Here is a 15,810-nt window from a genome sequence, read left to right as displayed (position 1 = left end):
TACGAAAAAACGCCTGAATAACATAGGTCAATCCCATGTTATTCAGACGTTATGCAGAGTGATCAGCGCAACTTATGCACTGGTTATCTGATAAATCATTTGTTCATTTATACTAAACGTGTTGCAATTTCTTCTTTCAATTGAGCGATTATTTCATCGACCGGTTTCATGCCCAGATCGCCTTCTCCACGCTTACGCACGGATACCGCTTCTGCATTACGCTCATTCTCACCAACAACAAACATATAAGGCATTTTCTCCAGCTGCGCCTCACGGATTTTATATCCAAGCTTCTCATTCCGCAGATCGGCTTCAGCAGAGATTCCCGCACGTTTCAGTTTCGCTTCCACTTCACGCGCATAATCGTCGAAGTTTCCGGATACTGGGATCACTTTTGCCTGTACCGGAGACAACCACAATGGGAAAGCTCCTGCAAAGTTCTCCAGCAAGAATGCTGTGAAACGTTCCATTGTACTAATTACACCGCGGTGAATAACGACTGGACGATGTTTCTGTCCGTCATCGCCCACATATTCAAGTTCAAAGCGCTCAGGCAACAGGAAGTCCAGTTGAACCGTAGACAATGTCTCTTCTTTGCCCAGAGCTGTTTTGATCTGTACATCCAGCTTCGGACCGTAGAACGCCGCTTCACCTTCAGCTTCATAGAATGGAAGGTCAAGCTCTTCCACAACTTCACGCAACATGCGTTGGGACATTTCCCACATCTCGTCATTTTGGAAGTATTTCTCAGTATCCTGCGGATCACGATAGGACAGACGGAAACGGTATTCGTTGATACCGAAATCCTTATAGACTGTTTGAATCAACTCGATAACACGAGCGAACTCTTCTTTGATCTGATCCGGGCGTGCAAAAATGTGTGAGTCGTTCAGTGTCATCGCACGTACACGGTGCAGACCTGTTAACGCCCCCGACATTTCATAACGGTGCATCATACCAAGCTCTGCAATACGGATTGGCAGATCACGGTAGCTGTGCATGCTGGACTTGTACACCATCATATGGTGAGGACAGTTCATTGGACGGAGAACAAGTTCCTCGTTATCCATTACCATTTTCGGGAACATATCTTCCTGGTAGTGCTCCCAGTGTCCAGATGTTTTGTACAATTCCACGTTACCCAGAACTGGTGTGTATACATGCTGGTATCCCAGGCTTTCTTCCAGATCCACAATATAACGCTCCAGAGTACGGCGTAGCTTCGCACCGTTAGGCAACCAGATTGGCAAGCCTTGACCGACCAGTTGGGAGAATGTGAACATTTCCAGCTCTTTACCCAACTTACGGTGATCCCGTTTTTTAGCTTCTTCGAGGAAGTGCAAATGCTCGTCCAGCTGTGCTTTTTTCACAAAAGCCGTACCATAGATACGTTGAAGCATTTTGTTTTTGCTATCTCCACGCCAGTAAGCACCCGCGACATTCATCAGTTTGAACACTTTGATTTTGCTAGTTGATGGTACGTGAGGGCCACGACACAAGTCGAAGAATTCACCTTGCTCATAAATCGTAATCACGCTGTCCGCTGGCAAATCACGAATCAACTCAAGTTTGTAAGGATCGCCCACTTCTTCGAACGTTTTGATCGCGTCCTCGCGGCTAACTTCCTTACGTACAATTGGCAAGTTCTCATTCACAATACGTTCCATTTCCTTCTCGATCTTTTGCAGATCTTCAGGATTGAGCGCATGTTCGAGGTCCATATCATAGTAGAAACCATCTTCAATGACAGGGCCGATACCGAGTCGTACCTCTTTGTTACCATATAAACGTTTCACTGCTTGAGCCATCAAGTGAGCTGTACTATGACGCATCACTTCAAGTCCTTCTGGTGAATCCAGAGTTACGATCTCCACCAATGCTCCCTCATGAAGTGTTGTGGACAAGTCCACCACGATACCATCCAGTTTGCCGGCTACGGCATTTTTGCGCAATCCGCTGCTAATTGAAGCCGCTACGTCCTCAATGGTGCTGCCATCCGCGTACTCACGCACCGAACCATCCGGTAATTTAATGTTAACTGCCATTTGTCTCATTCCTCCTGTTAATGTAACCTTCATGTCCAGATATTTATGGACTGATTATCTATTGCTATTCCAGTCATTTTGCAAAGGAACGCAAAAAACACCCGTCCCGGCAAAGGGACGAGTGATATATACTCGTGGTTCCACCCTAATTCAGCTGATTCATCCATATTCGGAAATACAGCCCTCATTGGCATGACGATAACGGGCATGACCCGGCAGATCCTTACTCGCGGATAATCCCCATTAAAGGCGATATTCTAACTCCACTTTCAAAATTGCAGCTACAAAGGGGTAAACCATACGTGATATCCGGAGGAAATTTCAGCCTTGGTTCCTCTCTCTGCACCGATCTTGCGTGTGGTTGTTGTCTTTGTCAACGCTTTTGGTTCAATGGTTCACATGAAAAATTCATGGATCAACAGTTATTATAATTGCCGAGATCACTTGCGTCAAGACCTGTCAACAATCCTGAGCGCAGCACTTCGCATTCCGGGCAATGATGACATATTTGCACTTTGTCTTCAAAGATCTGGCATATGGTCGAGATGATTGGCAGATCCGGGGTGCGTGTATGGAGCATGACCTTCTCAGGAGAGATTGAGATGAGTGTACTTACAATCATATCTTCAATATCCATCTCCAGTTCCAGACCCGGCATTTCCACAACGACCTGTTCATCCTTTTGCACGGGTAACAGATTAAGTCCAGCATCCAGGACCTGAAATTCATGCATTCCCTTGTGTACAAGATGAACCAGAGGTACTTTGGCTTCTTGAAAAAACACAAAATATTTTAACAGCCCCATAAACTCTTCATACTGCCGATCCATCCAGAACTCATCCAGCGCATACTCCACTAATTCCTGAAGCTCCTGCTTATATGGCCGTATGCGGAAGTTGATAATGCCTTCAAGGTGAAAAAAGTGAACATCCTCCAGGTCCTGCCGTAGTCCACTGGCTAACGTAGTACGACGGCGCTCTCGAAGTCCGGGCTGATCCAGATCACCATTTAATAGAAGTGGCATGCAGATTCGATTGACCTTTTCCACCTCATGCTCATCCATGACAGAACACGCCTTGGCGATCATATCCTCCACCATGCTCCGTTCTTGTGTCTCCATAATGAAGTCGGCGAGTCCAAGGGAGAGCAGATCACTGATCCGGGGAAGCCATTGCTGGAAGTCTTCGTGATTCTCATTCCCTCTGCACACCCAGGTTGCTCTTCCATCATTATGTTTGAAGGTGAGCCGAAATCCTCTTTTACTTATATGTAAACCTTTGGTTTTTTCCTTGACACAACGATAAAATTGATCCGCTTCCTCTTGCCCCGATACATCGGTCCATACAGCAAACAGTTCCACAAGAATCACTCCTTTCCTTCCTGTTCAAAGTATATGGCAAGGCCGATGGGGATATACGAAGCGGATTGATGGAAAGCGTGTCATGATTTCTCAGTATATTATAAAGAGGTTTGGAGTTAAGACAAAAATGTGTTATTATTTTAATAACAGTATATTTCACGGGAAAGGAGGGAAGCCAAAATGAGACAACAACCTAGAATACTCCACTACACTATCATTATCATTTTGTGCGTTTTCCAAGCCTTGTGCTTCCCTATTCCGATGCAGTCCGAATCTGCCGTTGGGGTGTCTGTAGAAGCAACTTCCAACAAGGAAGTGCTGTTGCAAATACCCGAATCCCAGCAGAAACCTGTCATTCGCAAATATCCACAAGTTATGTCCAAGCTGATTGCGGTTACGCATAATAAGCCTGTCTTTCTTGTCCTCGCATTGTTATTGATGCTGCGAATCCCTACAACGGGTCTGTCCTTTAAACCGTGGTATTGTTTGTTTAAACGCAGATTATTTCTGCTACCTATTAAGTTTACCAGCATGTATGTATCCCTCACCCCTATAGCACCAAAATACGTGAACGCTCTTCACTAGCCGTTACGACGTATTTACAGGTTGCTTTTGCATGAAGACACCTCTGTAATGAAAGACGGTGCGCTTGTGCATAACTTATAACCCTTTTAGCACACGTTAGATAAACCCATGTTTATGACAGTACCTATTTTTGTTGTACCCACACCGACAAATTCAAATCATATGGCTGTGTCAGGAATTTCTGGCTCTGTTTACCCGCATCTTTTGATGTTCCCTTGAGCAGCAGATTAATCATTTTCGGGAAATAAGCCTGTCTTCTATGGCCAGCCCCTAATTATAAGGAGGCAACAATCCATGGATGTACGCGAAACAGACTTGCCGGGAATCGGCAAAAAATTTCAGATTGAAACAAGCAGCGGTGATAAAATTGTCATTATTATTCACGATGACGGTCGCCGGGAAATGTACCACTTCGAGTATGATGATCCCGATCAAAGCATCTCGATGATCACACTTGACGATTACGAAGCACGACAGATCGCTGCTATTGTTGGCGGATTAACTTACAAACCAAAACAGCTTGAAAATATTGAAGTAACGTTTGACGACCTGATTATCGAGTGGTACAAAATCGAACCATCCTTCGGAAGTATCGGTAAATCCATCGGTGAATTGGACGTACGTCAAAACTCTGGGGCAACGGTTATCGCCGTTGTAGAGAAAAATCACAAAAAACATATCAGCCCAGGTCCGGAGGTAGTTATCAGTGCAGAATCCACGGTGGTAGCCGTTGGCGAACGCAATCAGCAGAAACTGTTTAAATCCCTCCTCCTGACTGGAAGGGGGTAAATAGATGGATCATTTGATATTCGAAGTAGGTCTGGCCCTTGTGCTTATTGCAGCAGCCGGCCTTTTATCGGCAAAACTAAGATTTTCGGTCGTTCCATTTTATATTCTGATCGGGATGGCCGTGGGGCCACATGCCATGAAAATCTGGCATCTGGACTTCCGTTTTATTGAGAGTCAGCCTTTTATTGAATTTATGGGTCGGATCGGTATCCTGTTCCTTCTCTTCTACCTTGGACTTGAATTCTCGGTAGGTCGTTTAATTAAATCGGGTCGCTCTATTGCAGTTGGCGGCTCGATCTACATCGGCATTAACTTTACGCTGGGATTAATATTCGGTTTTGTGTCCGGTTTCCCAGTTGCAGAAGCACTTATTATCGCAGGTATAACTACCATCTCTTCCAGTGCCATTGTGGCCAAGGTACTCGTTGATTTGAAACGAACGGCCAACCCGGAAACAGAGATGATATTGGGTATTATTATGTTCGAAGATGTATTCCTCGCTGTATATATCTCGATCTTGTCCGGACTTGTGCTTAGTGATTCATCCTCCATCGGAGGCGTCATCATGTCTGCACTTATTGCCCTCGGATTCATGCTTATCGTGATTATCCTTGGACGCAAAGCAACACCGCTACTAAACAAATTGCTTAAAATTCGATCGAATGAGCTATTCTCTCTCGTTGTATTTGGAGCCTTGTTCCTGGTAGCTGGTTTCTCTGAAACTATTCATGTTGCCGAAGCGATTGGTGCATTACTGGTTGGTCTGGTGCTTGCTGAAACAGAACACGCAAAACGGATTGAGCACTTGATTCTACCGTTCCGTGACTTCTTCGGAGCAATCTTCTTCTTCAGCTTTGGATTGTCCATTGATCCGTTGTCCTTGGGTGGCGATGCCGTATGGTTAGCTCTGATTGCAGTTGTTATTACATTGTTCGGTAACTTCCTGGCGGGTATGCTGGCCGGGCGCAGTGCAGGACTATCACCCAAAGCATCGGCGAATATTGGATTAACCATTGTGTCACGGGGTGAATTTTCCATTATCTTGGCCAACATGGGTAAAGCCGGGGGACTGTTGCCAATGATTCAACCGTTTGCCGCGCTGTATGTCCTAATTCTGGCCATTCTGGGTCCTTTATTAACCAAAGAGTCCAAACATGTATTCCGTTTATTGGATAAAATATTCAAGTTCAAAGATCCTCGGAAAAAGAAAGAAGAACCAAAGGTTCTGCAGAAAGAAGGATAATCCCTATGTCTGTACAGAACAGACATACTAACGTACTTCGCGGCTCTTACGCCGATCTTTCTGTGACTAACCCAGGGAGAATGGCTCGAAAGCCGCACTAAGGAGGATGACCTATGAAAGCACCTCTGATATCGGCTAATCCGGTGCCAAACACCGCCAAGACCAGGATATCGTCTACCCGCCGCTGGTTAAACCTGTTTCTCGTTATTGCGGGCGGAATTCTGGCCTCCGTGGGACTTGAATTGTTCTTACACCCCAATAAGATCATTATTGGAGGCATTACAGGCATTTCCTCACTCTTCGCCCACTGGACCGAAATGAGGATTGGTTTGTTCCTATTTTTATTCAATGTGCCGTTTATATTTCTGTCTTACAAGATTGTGCAGAAGAAATTTGTACTGGTTACTGTTCTAGGTCTGGTTGTCTTTTCGATCGGTGCCATTGTGCTTCATCCCATGCCGCCACTTGTAGAGCATCCGCTGGCTGCTGCCATGTTTGGCGGATTATGCCTCGGACTCGGAATTGGGCTCGTCGTGCGGTATGGCGGGACACTGGATACGCTGGAAATCGGTGATCCGTCTTCCCGCCCACCTGAACGTGTGTTTAGTGGAAAACGGATGCTTATCGAAAAAATAATCATGCTGCTTAACTTGTTGATACTGACAGCCGCTGGTGTTGTCTTTGGCTGGGACCAAGCGATGTATTCCGTAATCGCCTATCTTATTGCTTATGAAATGGTGTACATTGCGTTCAGGGGCTTCTCTTCCAAACGCAAAGTATGCATATTGACCACACAAAGCTCTCAAGTTGAAAAAGCTGTACGCAAACGGCTACGCCGTGAACCTGGAATTCTGGAAGCCACTTCTGACTCAACACAACTCGCGATGGCGGAAGGATGGATCAGGCAAATCCCGGGTGCACTTTATTATGAGGTACATGTGCTTGAGATGATCTGGTTGAAGTCCATTGTGCGTCACATTGATCCACATGCGGGTATTGTAACGAATCCGGAAAAATAAAAAACGCTCTCTTACCCTATGGATGAACAGTATTGTCCACCAAGGTCAGAGAGCGTTTTTTTCTGTTATTATAATTAATTGTTATTATAGTTCAACGATGGCTTTGACTACATGTGAATCTGGCAAAAGCCATTGGTCTATTGCCGTAGGTAACTCATCAAATTCCACGCGGTGTGTGATATACCCATCCATGTTTAATTTCTTTTGACGCAAGGTCGACAGGACTTGTTCAAAGTCTTCACGGGTTGCGTTTCGACTACCCAGGATGCTCATCTCCCGCTTGTGAAATTCGGGGTCATGAAAGGTAATATCCGCTTTCACCAGTCCTACAAAAATGAGTTGACCACTATGCGCCACATATTGAATGGCCCCATTCATGGAATTCACGTTACCTGTTGCATCGAAGACAGCTGTAGCATAGTCGCCTCCCGTAATTTCAGCCACTTGTTGTACAGCATGTTCATTGGCCTGTACCAGGTCATCCGCTCCAGCCCAAGTCCGGCTAAGCTCCAGCCTGTCCAGATTACGATCAACGGCAATAACACGCGCCCCCGCCTGTTTGGCAAATGCCATCACACCCAATCCAATGGGGCCAGCTCCAATCACAATCACATGCTCACCAGGTTTAATTCCTGCTCTTCTGACGGCATGGGCTCCAATGCTTAATGGTTCTACCATTGCCGTCTCATCCAGCGTCAAACCTTCTGCTGAGAGCAGATGTGAGACAGGCACGTTGATTCTTTCTCTCATGCCTCCGTCTACGTGCACACCCATGACTTGCATGGACGCACAACAATTGGTTTTTCCACTTCGACATGCAATACAGTGACCACAGTGCAGATACGGAATAATACTTACCTGATCCCCAGGCTGTAACCCAGCCTCGTTCGGACCGATTTCTTCAATAACAGCCGCCAGTTCATGACCCAGAACACGAGGATAGGTAAAGAATGGCTGGTTGCCTTTGTACGCATGCAGATCCGTTCCACAGATCCCAATCCGCCGAATGGCAACCAACGCCTCTCCTTCTGCTCGTTCCGGTTGAGGCAGGTCCTGGGGCTTCAATTGATCTATTTCTTCACATACAATGGCTCTCATCGTTGTTCCCCCTTGGATGCTTCTGCTGTCGTATTGCTTGGCTTCGTATTATATTCAGGTCGTCCGCTTGACCACGTCTCGTTATGCAATGGAGCCAGAATGCGCAGCACTTCATCCAGCAGGCTCTGATCGATCGGTTCTTCAATCCAAGCAGCGTTATTAACAATATTGTGATGATTGGCACTGCTCACCAGTGTTGTCGGAATTCGTTCATTCGACGTGGAGAATTGCACGGCCAGCTTGGCAATGTCACTACCTTGTTCTGCACAGAAGCGGGCAGCCTTCAGGCAGAGCTCTTTCACCCGATCATCTGCCGGATGCCAGGCAGGAGCCCCTCGGGTACTCAACAAGCCCATAGAAAGAGGCGAAGCATTGACGAGGCCAATTTCTTTTTTTTCCAACAGGGGCAATAACGATAATAATGAGGTATCATTCAATGAATAATGACAATACGAGATGATCGCATCCGCATCGATCTGTGGCAGAACCTTCTCAAACAATGGTAAGGGCAATCCACAAATGCCCGCATGTCGTATAACTCCCTGCTCTTTCAGACGCAGCAACGTTGGAAAGGCTTCTTCTACGATGATCTCTGCTGGCACAAATTCAATATCATGCAGGAACAGAATGTCGATATAGTCTGTATGCAGTCGATCCAGGCTCTCTTGCACGCTATCCAGAATCCGCTGACGTGAAAAATCAAACTCATTTTCCCCATACCTTCCGGCTTTGGTTGATAACATATATGAACTGCGCGGCAAGCTGCGGATGGCTTCACCCAACACTGTCTCCGCCTTTGTCAGCCCGTAATAAGGCGAAACGTCTATGTAATTCATCCCCGCATCTACAGCCGCATGTACAGTGCGAATCCCTTCGTCCCGGTCAATGTCACGAAATACAGAACCGAGTGAGGATGCTCCAAAACTCAATACAGGTACGTCCAGTTCCGTCTTGCCAAGTATTCTTCTCTTCATCGGTTTTACCCCTTCCAGCGTGTCTGTCTACACAAGTTCCCTTTCATTGTAACAGTTCAATTTCAATATAAAATATCGCCAATTGCGTAACATGTACTGTTTGATGACCTCGAACCACAGAAAGAAATCAAAAAGCCCGCCGTCTCTCCAAACGGAGTAGTCAGCGGGCTTGGCTTCATAAATACTTATCTAACGATCAAAGTTTATAAAGAGTAGTATTGAATTAATTAGAATTAGTTCTGCATTACGAAATCTTCATGTACGGCATTTTCTTCGTCGAACATGCGCACAATCTCGTATCGGGTGTTACGTTGTGCCGGGATATAACCGGACTCCCGAATCAAACGGAGAATGGATTCAATGTTAACTTTATATGTTGCACCAGCAGCAGATACAACGTTCTCTTCAATCATCGTGCTACCGAAGTCATTACAGCCAAATTCAAGCGACTTCTTACCGATCTCAGGACCCATCGTTACCCAAGAGGATTGAATGTTCTTGATATTATCAAGTACCAGGCGGCTGATGGCTACAGTCTTCAAGTACTCTTCCGGAGTCTGACGCTCCAGCTTGAGGTTTGTATTATCCGGCTGGAAAGTCCAAGGAATAAACGCCAGGAAACCTTCGGAGTCATACTTGTTCGCAATACATTCGTCCTGAGCTTCACGTACACGGAGCAAGTGTAATGCACGCTCTTCCATCGATTCACCAAGTCCGATAACCATCGTTGCCGTGGTGTTCATACCGATGCGGTGTGCAGTTTGCATAACGTCCATCCAATCGCGCCATGAACCTTTCAAGCGGCTAATTTTCCGACGTGTGCGGTCATCCAGAATTTCAGCGCCACCGCCAGGCAAGGAATCCAGTCCAGCTTCGTGAATGGCACGAACAACTTCTTCCAATGTAAGGCCATCGGATACTTCAACCATTTTCATAATCTCCGCTGGGGAGAAAGAGTGCATCGTGATGTTTGGGAAACGCTCTTTGATGGCTTTCAACAGGTCTGTATAATAGCTGAAAGGCAAGTTTGGATTCGTTCCACCTTGCATCAAAATCTCGGTACCATTCACATCTTCCGTTTCCTGAATCTTCTGGAAAATAACTTCGTCCGGAAGCACATAACCTTCATCCGAACCAGGTCTGCGGTAGAAAGCACAAAAACGGCAGTACACATCACACACGTTTGTGTAGTTGACGTTACGCCCAATTACAAATGTTCTGTATGGTTCAGGGTGCATGCGTTTCATAATGACATTAGCAGCTGCCCCGATTTTGTCCACTTCATTCGATTCAAATAGCTCAATCGTGTCTTCCAAGTCCAAACGTTCGCCCCGAAGGGCTTTATCTAAGATACGGTCTACCGTACTCATCGTAAAAAAGCCTCCCTCATGAAGAGAAATTATATAACGATCCGTCCCAACTTGTTCAAGAGAAGCAAGTTCTGGTGGCAACATCGTATTTCTGTACTCCACATATCGTAACACAGGTTACATGTGAAAAAAAGCACCTTATGTACAGGTGCTTTAAAAATAAGTAAAAATTTTTACATATGGAAAAGAATTAGTTCGAACTTAAGTGATACACATCGGCGTATTCGGGCATCCATTTTTGTTAGGATTCCTGAAGTGCTTGCTCCAAATCTACAATCAGATCTTCGATATCTTCCAGACCTACGGAGAAGCGCAGCAATCCATCTGTAATGCCACGGTCACGGCGAACCTCAGCCGGCATTGCCGCATGAGACATCATCGCTGGGTAGGACAGAATACTCTCCACAGCTCCCAAGCTTACAGCAACAATAGGTAGCTTCACCCGGTTAAGAACTGCTTTTGCACGATCACCTGAACCGACGTCAAAAGAAACGACAGCTCCATATCCTGTGGACTGGCGCTCATGTGCCTCACGGCCCGGATGATCCTCCAGTCCAGGATAAAAGACAGCGGTAATATCACTGCGCTCATTAAGCCATGCCGCCAGTTTGGCTGTGCTCCGTTCACTATGAGCCATGCGAGCACCCAAGGTTTTCATCCCGCGCATCAGAAGCCAGGATTCTTGTGCCCCCAGTACAGTTCCAAGTCCATTTTGCAACTGTTTCAGTTGTACGCCAAGTGATTCCGTGCGAGCAACGGCTAACCCTGCCAGTACATCACTGTGACCTCCGAGAAACTTCGTAGCACTATGTACGACGATGTCCACACCAAGCTCAATTGGACGCTGATAGTACGGTGTCATAAAGGTGTTATCCAGAATTGTGATCAGGTCATGTTCCTTCGACCAGTCAGTTACAGCAGCGATATCCGTAATTCGCAGTGTAGGGTTGGACGGTGTTTCCATATAAACTGCCTTGGTGTTTGGCTTGAGTGCCGCTTTTACTTCATCTATATTGGTCATGTCTACAAAGGTTGTCTCGATCTGCATACGGCTTAATATGGAAGTAAGCAAACGATACGTACCTCCATATACGTCTTCCGTTACAATCATGTGATCCCCTGCAGAGAACATCATGAACACGCTTGAGATCGCAGCCATCCCGGAAGAATAGGCAAAGCCTCGTGCGCCGCCCTCCAGCAATGTGATGTAATCTTCCAGAGCCTGACGTGTCGGATTACCCGAACGACTGTAATCATGTTGAGGCGGATTGAAGATATCAAAATGATGGAATGTTGATGCTTGGTAGATCGGTACACTGGAGGCTCCAGTCGTTTTGTCAATCTCATCGCCAAAATGGAGTAATTTGGTATCAAATTTCAACTCGGAATTGGGCTTGTTGTTGGACTCACTCATGAGTGCACTCCTCCTTCCACTTCCTGTTGTGCAGCTGTCAGAGCATTGCCGAGATCTGCAATCAGATCATCCGCATGTTCAATGCCTACGGAGAACCGGAGCAAACGGTCATCCACACCTACGGCTTCACGAATTTCAAGCGGAATATCCGCATGAGTCTGTACTGCCGGATAAGTCATGAGTGATTCAACTCCGCCGAGACTTTCGGCAAAAGCAATGAGTTGGATATGACGTAGCAACGGTTCAACATAACGTGCATCCTTCACTTTGAAAGAGAAGATACCTGTGTTACCCGTGGATTGTTTGTTCTGTATCTCATACCCCGGATGATCAGATAGACCTGGATGATACACTTCACCCACTGCAGGATGCTCAAGCAAGTATTTGGCAATGGTAAGTGCATTGTACTCATGACGCTCCATGCGAAGAGCCAAGGTTTTCATACCTTTCATCAACTGGTAGGAATCACTTGGAGATAATACTGCTCCAATGGAATTATGGAGGAACGCCATCTCTGCAGATAATGCCTCACCCTTGGTTATAATTAATCCGGCCAACACATCATTGTGTCCGCCCAGATATTTGGTAGCGCTATGAATGATGATATCGGCACCCAGTTCAATCGGACGTTGGAAAAATGGAGTCAGCAACGTGTTGTCAACAATGGTCAACAGGTTGTAACTTTTCGCCCAGGAAGCGACAGCTTCCACATCTGTGATCATCATCAACGGATTGGTTGGTGTCTCAATAAATACTGCTTTGGTATTCGGCTGACGAACATTTTCCAGTGCTGCAATGTCATTTGTATCCACATAACTTGCGGTTACACCGAAACGGGACAAGATGCGTTCAAGCAGACGATAGGTGCCGCCGTATAGATCCAGCGATACAATCAGATGATCCCCTTGACCGAACATGGCAAAGATGGTTTGTAGCGCGGCCATACCCGAGCTACAGGCAAATCCTGCATCACCGGACTCCAGCGCTGCGGCCGCCTCTTCCAACACTTTGCGAGTTGGGTTGGTCGTACGAATATAATCAAACCCCGTGCTTTGTCCAAGCTTCGGGTGGCGAAACGCAGTGGATTGATAGATCGGAAAGTTAATGGCGCCTGTAACCGGTTCATTGATGGACCCAATTTGTGCTAAGCGGCTTTCGATTTTCAACTTGTTGTTGTCTTCCATTGCTGCATCCTCCTGTAATCTCGATTAGATTTGCGGGCCAATATCGTAAGGTGTTTCTTGATACACATAGTAATTGAGCCAGTTAGAGAATAATAAGTTGGCATGAGCGCGCCAAGTAGCTGGTGGCACACGGGAAGGATCGTCATTCGGATAATAATGCCTAGGCAATGCGATATCCAAACCTTTGGCTGCATCCCGGTCATACTCCCACTTTAATGAGAACGGGTCATACTCGGCATGTCCTGTGGCAAAAATCTGTTTGCCGTCTTTGGTAGCAACCAGGAAGATCCCCGCTTCATCAGATTCAGCCAAAATCTCTAAATTCTCATTCTTTTCAATATCTTCGCGTCTCACTTCCGTATGACGGGAATGTGGAACGTTGAATACTTCATCGAATCCACGCAACAATGGAACATGTGGTTTATTGATGGTATGTGGGAAAACGCCAAAACACTTTTCATCAAGTGCAACCTTGGGTACGTCAAAATGATGGTATAAACCTGCCTGGGAAGCCCAACATATGTGGAGGGTTGAAGTCACATTGGTTTTGGTCCATTCGAAGATCTCCTGGATTTCATTCCAATAGTTCACGTCTTCGAAATCCATCTGTTCCACCGGGGCACCCGTAATAATCATTCCATCGAAACGGCGGTGCTCAATCTCATCGAAGGTTTTATAGAACAGATCCAAATACTCCTGAGACGTATTCTTCGACGTATGGGATTTGGGATGTACGAGAACGACATCCACCTGAATAGGCGTGTTTCCCACCAGACGAAGCAATTGTGTTTCGGTCGTTTCCTTTGTGGGCATCAGGTTTAATATAGCGATACGGAGTGGACGAATATCCTGCTGATATGCAGAAGTTTCATCCATGACGAAGATATTCTCTCCTTCAAGTACTTCTTTTGCTGGTAGAGTATCGGGTATTTTGATTGGCATAGTAAGTCTAACTCCTCCTTGTGCATAGATAGATGCAGCCACCCTTGGCTTGATGTCTTCACATCAATACAGTTATAGACTGCCTTGAGCTTGTAAAAACATTGAATTGCTCTTTCATCCAACGTTACAAACAACCTCAAGTTCCTTAGCGAAAATCACTGCTGAGAAGTCGGGGCATATGACAAAGACCTTCCTCGGATTTCGAGAAAGGTCATATGTAAAATAGATATGCGCCTCTCTCATCTCTCAGTTACAACAGTGCCACCTGACACTTAGTCGCTGCAAGAATTAGCACCGTGCGGTATACCGCCGGTTGCCGGGTTTCATCGGGCCAGTCCCTCCACCTACTCTTGATAAGATTTCGCTGTATTAGATTGTAATTAAATATGGTTCACCGTCTACTTTATTACATTAATGCCCTCACGTCAAGTTGCAGTTCGATGTCTACTTCCCAGATCGGAACCGTTCATCATCCGTTGTCATACACTGCCTCAGGGCGCGAAATAGACACATTTTTGCGCTTGAAAGCACCTTGTACCAGCGGTATACTAAACAAGGTGTTATAAACCCTTATGTGAGAGGTGACATATTAAATGGATGGCGACCCGAGGCCTGACTGGCAGCCGAATTCCGACAAACTGCATAGAGAATTGACATCAGCATGCCGGCAGCGGGACGTGACTTCCGTTTGATTATATAGTGAACGCAGCCCTGATCTCCAGGCTCCGCTGCCGACCGGCTGATTTGTTCTTTTTGCGCCCATAATGATAATATCCGCCAAGTTGGCGGGTGCAGAAGGAGTAGATTAACGATGAAAATCCGGTTGGTAAACAACGGTGTATTTATTCCGGTGGACGATATTCAGCAGGCGCTGACTCCACCAGCGGAAGGATTTTACTGGATTGATGCAGACGTAGACGATTTGGCGGTACTTCAGCCGCTGTTCTTGATGCATGATCTGGCTGTGGAAGACTGTCTTAGTGACGAAGAACAACGTCCGAAGATTGAAATTTATGAGAACCATTATTTTATTGTGATTAATAGCATCCGTTTTGATGATGAAGAGATATTTCTACGTGCCGTCAACCTGTTTCTCGGCAGACATTTCATTATTAGTGTTACCAAGCACAAGGTCAGCGAATTGCGTACACTGAAACCCATCCTGTGGGAACAGGAAATCAGTACACCGGATCGTCTGCTGTATTTGCTGGTTGACTTGATTGTTGATAATTATTTCACCGTAGGTGACCGAATTGAAGCACGGATCGAGAAGCTTGAGGAAGACATTCTGATGCATACCAAAAAGTCACATCTGAATGAGATCATCGGGCTGCGCAGTGAGATTCTGTGGCTGAAAAAAGTCCTTGGACCTCAGAAAGAGGTCATTAACACCTTGAACAAAAAAGATCTGCGTCTCATCGATGATCAACTGCAAAAGTATTTCAGTGACATCTATGAGAATGCTGTAAAAATATCTGAAACCTTTGAAACTTATCGCGACCTGATGGGCAACTTGCGAGAAGCCTACCAATCCAGTATTGCGAACCGGGCGAATGAAATCATGCGTGTATTTACCGCCATTACCACGGTCTTCATGCCGCTGACGGTCATTACCGGTATATACGGCATGAACTTTACGAATATGCCAGAGCTTAACTGGAAATACAGCTATTTTGTTGTGATTGGCCTAATGGTTACCCTGGGCCTGAGCATGTTCTTCATTTTCCGCAAGAAAGACTGGGTATGAACTCGTATGAAATAACAAAGACGAAGCGCTCCTCCGGGAG

Annotated in this window: 13 protein-coding genes and 1 riboswitch; of the genes, 5 read left to right on the top strand and 8 right to left on the bottom strand. The window is 46.0% G+C overall.

The window, feature by feature from the left end; genetic code table 11:
• Nucleotides 1-107: 107 nt before the first annotated feature.
• Both thrS and AC1DE7_RS02675 read right to left on the bottom strand, forming a co-directional pair.
• Complete coding sequence (gene thrS / locus AC1DE7_RS02680; RefSeq protein ID WP_076327039.1) at nucleotides 108-2,045, bottom strand: threonine--tRNA ligase; 1,938 nt, start codon at nucleotides 2,043-2,045, stop codon at nucleotides 108-110.
• Between the two features lie 415 nt (nucleotides 2,046-2,460).
• Nucleotides 2,461-3,405, bottom strand: coding sequence for a putative sporulation protein YtxC (locus AC1DE7_RS02675; protein ID WP_124113713.1), 945 nt, complete (start codon nucleotides 3,403-3,405; stop codon nucleotides 2,461-2,463).
• Between the two features lie 180 nt (nucleotides 3,406-3,585).
• Here AC1DE7_RS02675 and AC1DE7_RS02670 point away from each other — a divergent pair, with 180 nt between their 5' ends.
• The 4 genes from AC1DE7_RS02670 (at nucleotide 3,586) to AC1DE7_RS02655 (ending at nucleotide 7,041) form a co-directional block, all read left to right on the top strand.
• Nucleotides 3,586-3,990, top strand: coding sequence for a hypothetical protein (locus tag AC1DE7_RS02670; RefSeq protein WP_051447154.1), 405 nt, complete (start codon nucleotides 3,586-3,588; stop codon nucleotides 3,988-3,990).
• Nucleotides 3,991-4,284: 294 nt separating this feature from the next.
• Complete coding sequence (locus tag AC1DE7_RS02665) at nucleotides 4,285-4,779, top strand: cation:proton antiporter regulatory subunit (protein WP_036610059.1); 495 nt, start codon at nucleotides 4,285-4,287, stop codon at nucleotides 4,777-4,779.
• A 4-nt stretch (nucleotides 4,780-4,783) separates the two neighbouring features.
• Entirely contained in the window at nucleotides 4,784-6,022 is a 1,239-nt protein-coding gene (locus AC1DE7_RS02660) for a cation:proton antiporter (RefSeq protein ID WP_036610060.1), read from the top strand.
• Between the two features lie 113 nt (nucleotides 6,023-6,135).
• Entirely contained in the window at nucleotides 6,136-7,041 is a 906-nt protein-coding gene (locus AC1DE7_RS02655; protein ID WP_051447155.1) for a YitT family protein, read from the top strand.
• A gap of 84 nt (nucleotides 7,042-7,125) precedes the next feature.
• Here the strand turns inward: AC1DE7_RS02655 and AC1DE7_RS02650 are convergent, their stop codons facing one another.
• The 6 genes from AC1DE7_RS02650 to metA all read right to left on the bottom strand — a co-directional run bounded on the left by AC1DE7_RS02650 (nucleotide 7,126) and on the right by metA (nucleotide 14,023).
• On the bottom strand, nucleotides 7,126-8,139 hold the full coding sequence (locus AC1DE7_RS02650) for a zinc-binding alcohol dehydrogenase family protein (RefSeq protein WP_477533704.1): 1,014 nt from the start codon (nucleotides 8,137-8,139) through the stop codon (nucleotides 7,126-7,128).
• Nucleotides 8,136-9,113 carry an aldo/keto reductase gene (locus AC1DE7_RS02645; protein WP_076327042.1) on the bottom strand — a complete coding sequence of 326 codons (978 nt, stop codon included), beginning with the start codon at nucleotides 9,111-9,113 and terminating at the stop codon, nucleotides 8,136-8,138. Before AC1DE7_RS02645 ends, AC1DE7_RS02650 begins: the two co-directional genes overlap by 4 nt.
• Nucleotides 9,114-9,346: 233 nt before the next feature.
• The gene (mqnC, locus tag AC1DE7_RS02640; RefSeq protein WP_047844209.1) at nucleotides 9,347-10,483 is read right to left on the bottom strand and encodes a cyclic dehypoxanthinyl futalosine synthase; all 1,137 of its coding nucleotides are present in this window, start codon (nucleotides 10,481-10,483) and stop codon (nucleotides 9,347-9,349) included.
• A gap of 241 nt (nucleotides 10,484-10,724) precedes the next feature.
• Nucleotides 10,725-11,897, bottom strand: a complete 1,173-nt coding sequence (locus AC1DE7_RS02635) for a trans-sulfuration enzyme family protein (protein WP_036669808.1) — start codon at nucleotides 11,895-11,897, stop codon at nucleotides 10,725-10,727.
• On the bottom strand, nucleotides 11,894-13,081 hold the full coding sequence (locus AC1DE7_RS02630; protein WP_477533703.1) for a PLP-dependent transferase: 1,188 nt from the start codon (nucleotides 13,079-13,081) through the stop codon (nucleotides 11,894-11,896). Before AC1DE7_RS02630 ends, AC1DE7_RS02635 begins: the two co-directional genes overlap by 4 nt.
• A gap of 24 nt (nucleotides 13,082-13,105) precedes the next feature.
• Nucleotides 13,106-14,023 carry a homoserine O-acetyltransferase MetA gene (gene metA, locus AC1DE7_RS02625; protein ID WP_477533702.1) on the bottom strand — a complete coding sequence of 306 codons (918 nt, stop codon included), beginning with the start codon at nucleotides 14,021-14,023 and terminating at the stop codon, nucleotides 13,106-13,108.
• 236 nt (nucleotides 14,024-14,259) lie between these two features.
• A riboswitch (SAM riboswitch) is annotated at nucleotides 14,260-14,383 on the bottom strand.
• 451 nt (nucleotides 14,384-14,834) lie between these two features.
• On the opposite strand from metA, the gene corA reads away from it, so the two are divergent.
• Nucleotides 14,835-15,770 (top strand): magnesium/cobalt transporter CorA, encoded by a 936-nt coding sequence (gene corA, locus AC1DE7_RS02620; protein WP_047842270.1) that lies wholly within the window; start codon nucleotides 14,835-14,837, stop codon nucleotides 15,768-15,770.
• Nucleotides 15,771-15,810 lie beyond the last annotated feature (40 nt).

The sequence above is a fragment of the Paenibacillus sp. 10L310 genome (assembly GCF_056395745.1).
Note: the sequence above shows the minus strand (reverse complement) of the source record. Positions and strands in the feature narration are given on the sequence as shown.

Excerpts from the sequence above, each read along its gene's own strand:
- thrS (WP_076327039.1), bottom strand. The coding sequence starts at position 2,045 with ATGGCAGTTAACATTAAATTACCGGATGGTTCGGTGCGTGAGTACGCG.
- AC1DE7_RS02670 (WP_051447154.1), top strand. The coding sequence starts at position 3,586 with ATGAGACAACAACCTAGAATACTCCACTACACTATCATTATCATTTTG.
- AC1DE7_RS02665 (WP_036610059.1), top strand. The coding sequence starts at position 4,285 with ATGGATGTACGCGAAACAGACTTGCCGGGAATCGGCAAAAAATTTCAG.
- AC1DE7_RS02660 (WP_036610060.1), top strand. The coding sequence starts at position 4,784 with ATGGATCATTTGATATTCGAAGTAGGTCTGGCCCTTGTGCTTATTGCA.
- AC1DE7_RS02655 (WP_051447155.1), top strand. The coding sequence starts at position 6,136 with ATGAAAGCACCTCTGATATCGGCTAATCCGGTGCCAAACACCGCCAAG.
- AC1DE7_RS02650 (WP_477533704.1), bottom strand. The coding sequence starts at position 8,139 with ATGAGAGCCATTGTATGTGAAGAAATAGATCAATTGAAGCCCCAGGAC.
- AC1DE7_RS02645 (WP_076327042.1), bottom strand. The coding sequence starts at position 9,113 with ATGAAGAGAAGAATACTTGGCAAGACGGAACTGGACGTACCTGTATTG.
- mqnC (WP_047844209.1), bottom strand. The coding sequence starts at position 10,483 with ATGAGTACGGTAGACCGTATCTTAGATAAAGCCCTTCGGGGCGAACGT.
- AC1DE7_RS02635 (WP_036669808.1), bottom strand. The coding sequence starts at position 11,897 with ATGAGTGAGTCCAACAACAAGCCCAATTCCGAGTTGAAATTTGATACC.
- AC1DE7_RS02630 (WP_477533703.1), bottom strand. The coding sequence starts at position 13,081 with ATGGAAGACAACAACAAGTTGAAAATCGAAAGCCGCTTAGCACAAATT.
- metA (WP_477533702.1), bottom strand. The coding sequence starts at position 14,023 with ATGCCAATCAAAATACCCGATACTCTACCAGCAAAAGAAGTACTTGAA.
- corA (WP_047842270.1), top strand. The coding sequence starts at position 14,835 with ATGAAAATCCGGTTGGTAAACAACGGTGTATTTATTCCGGTGGACGAT.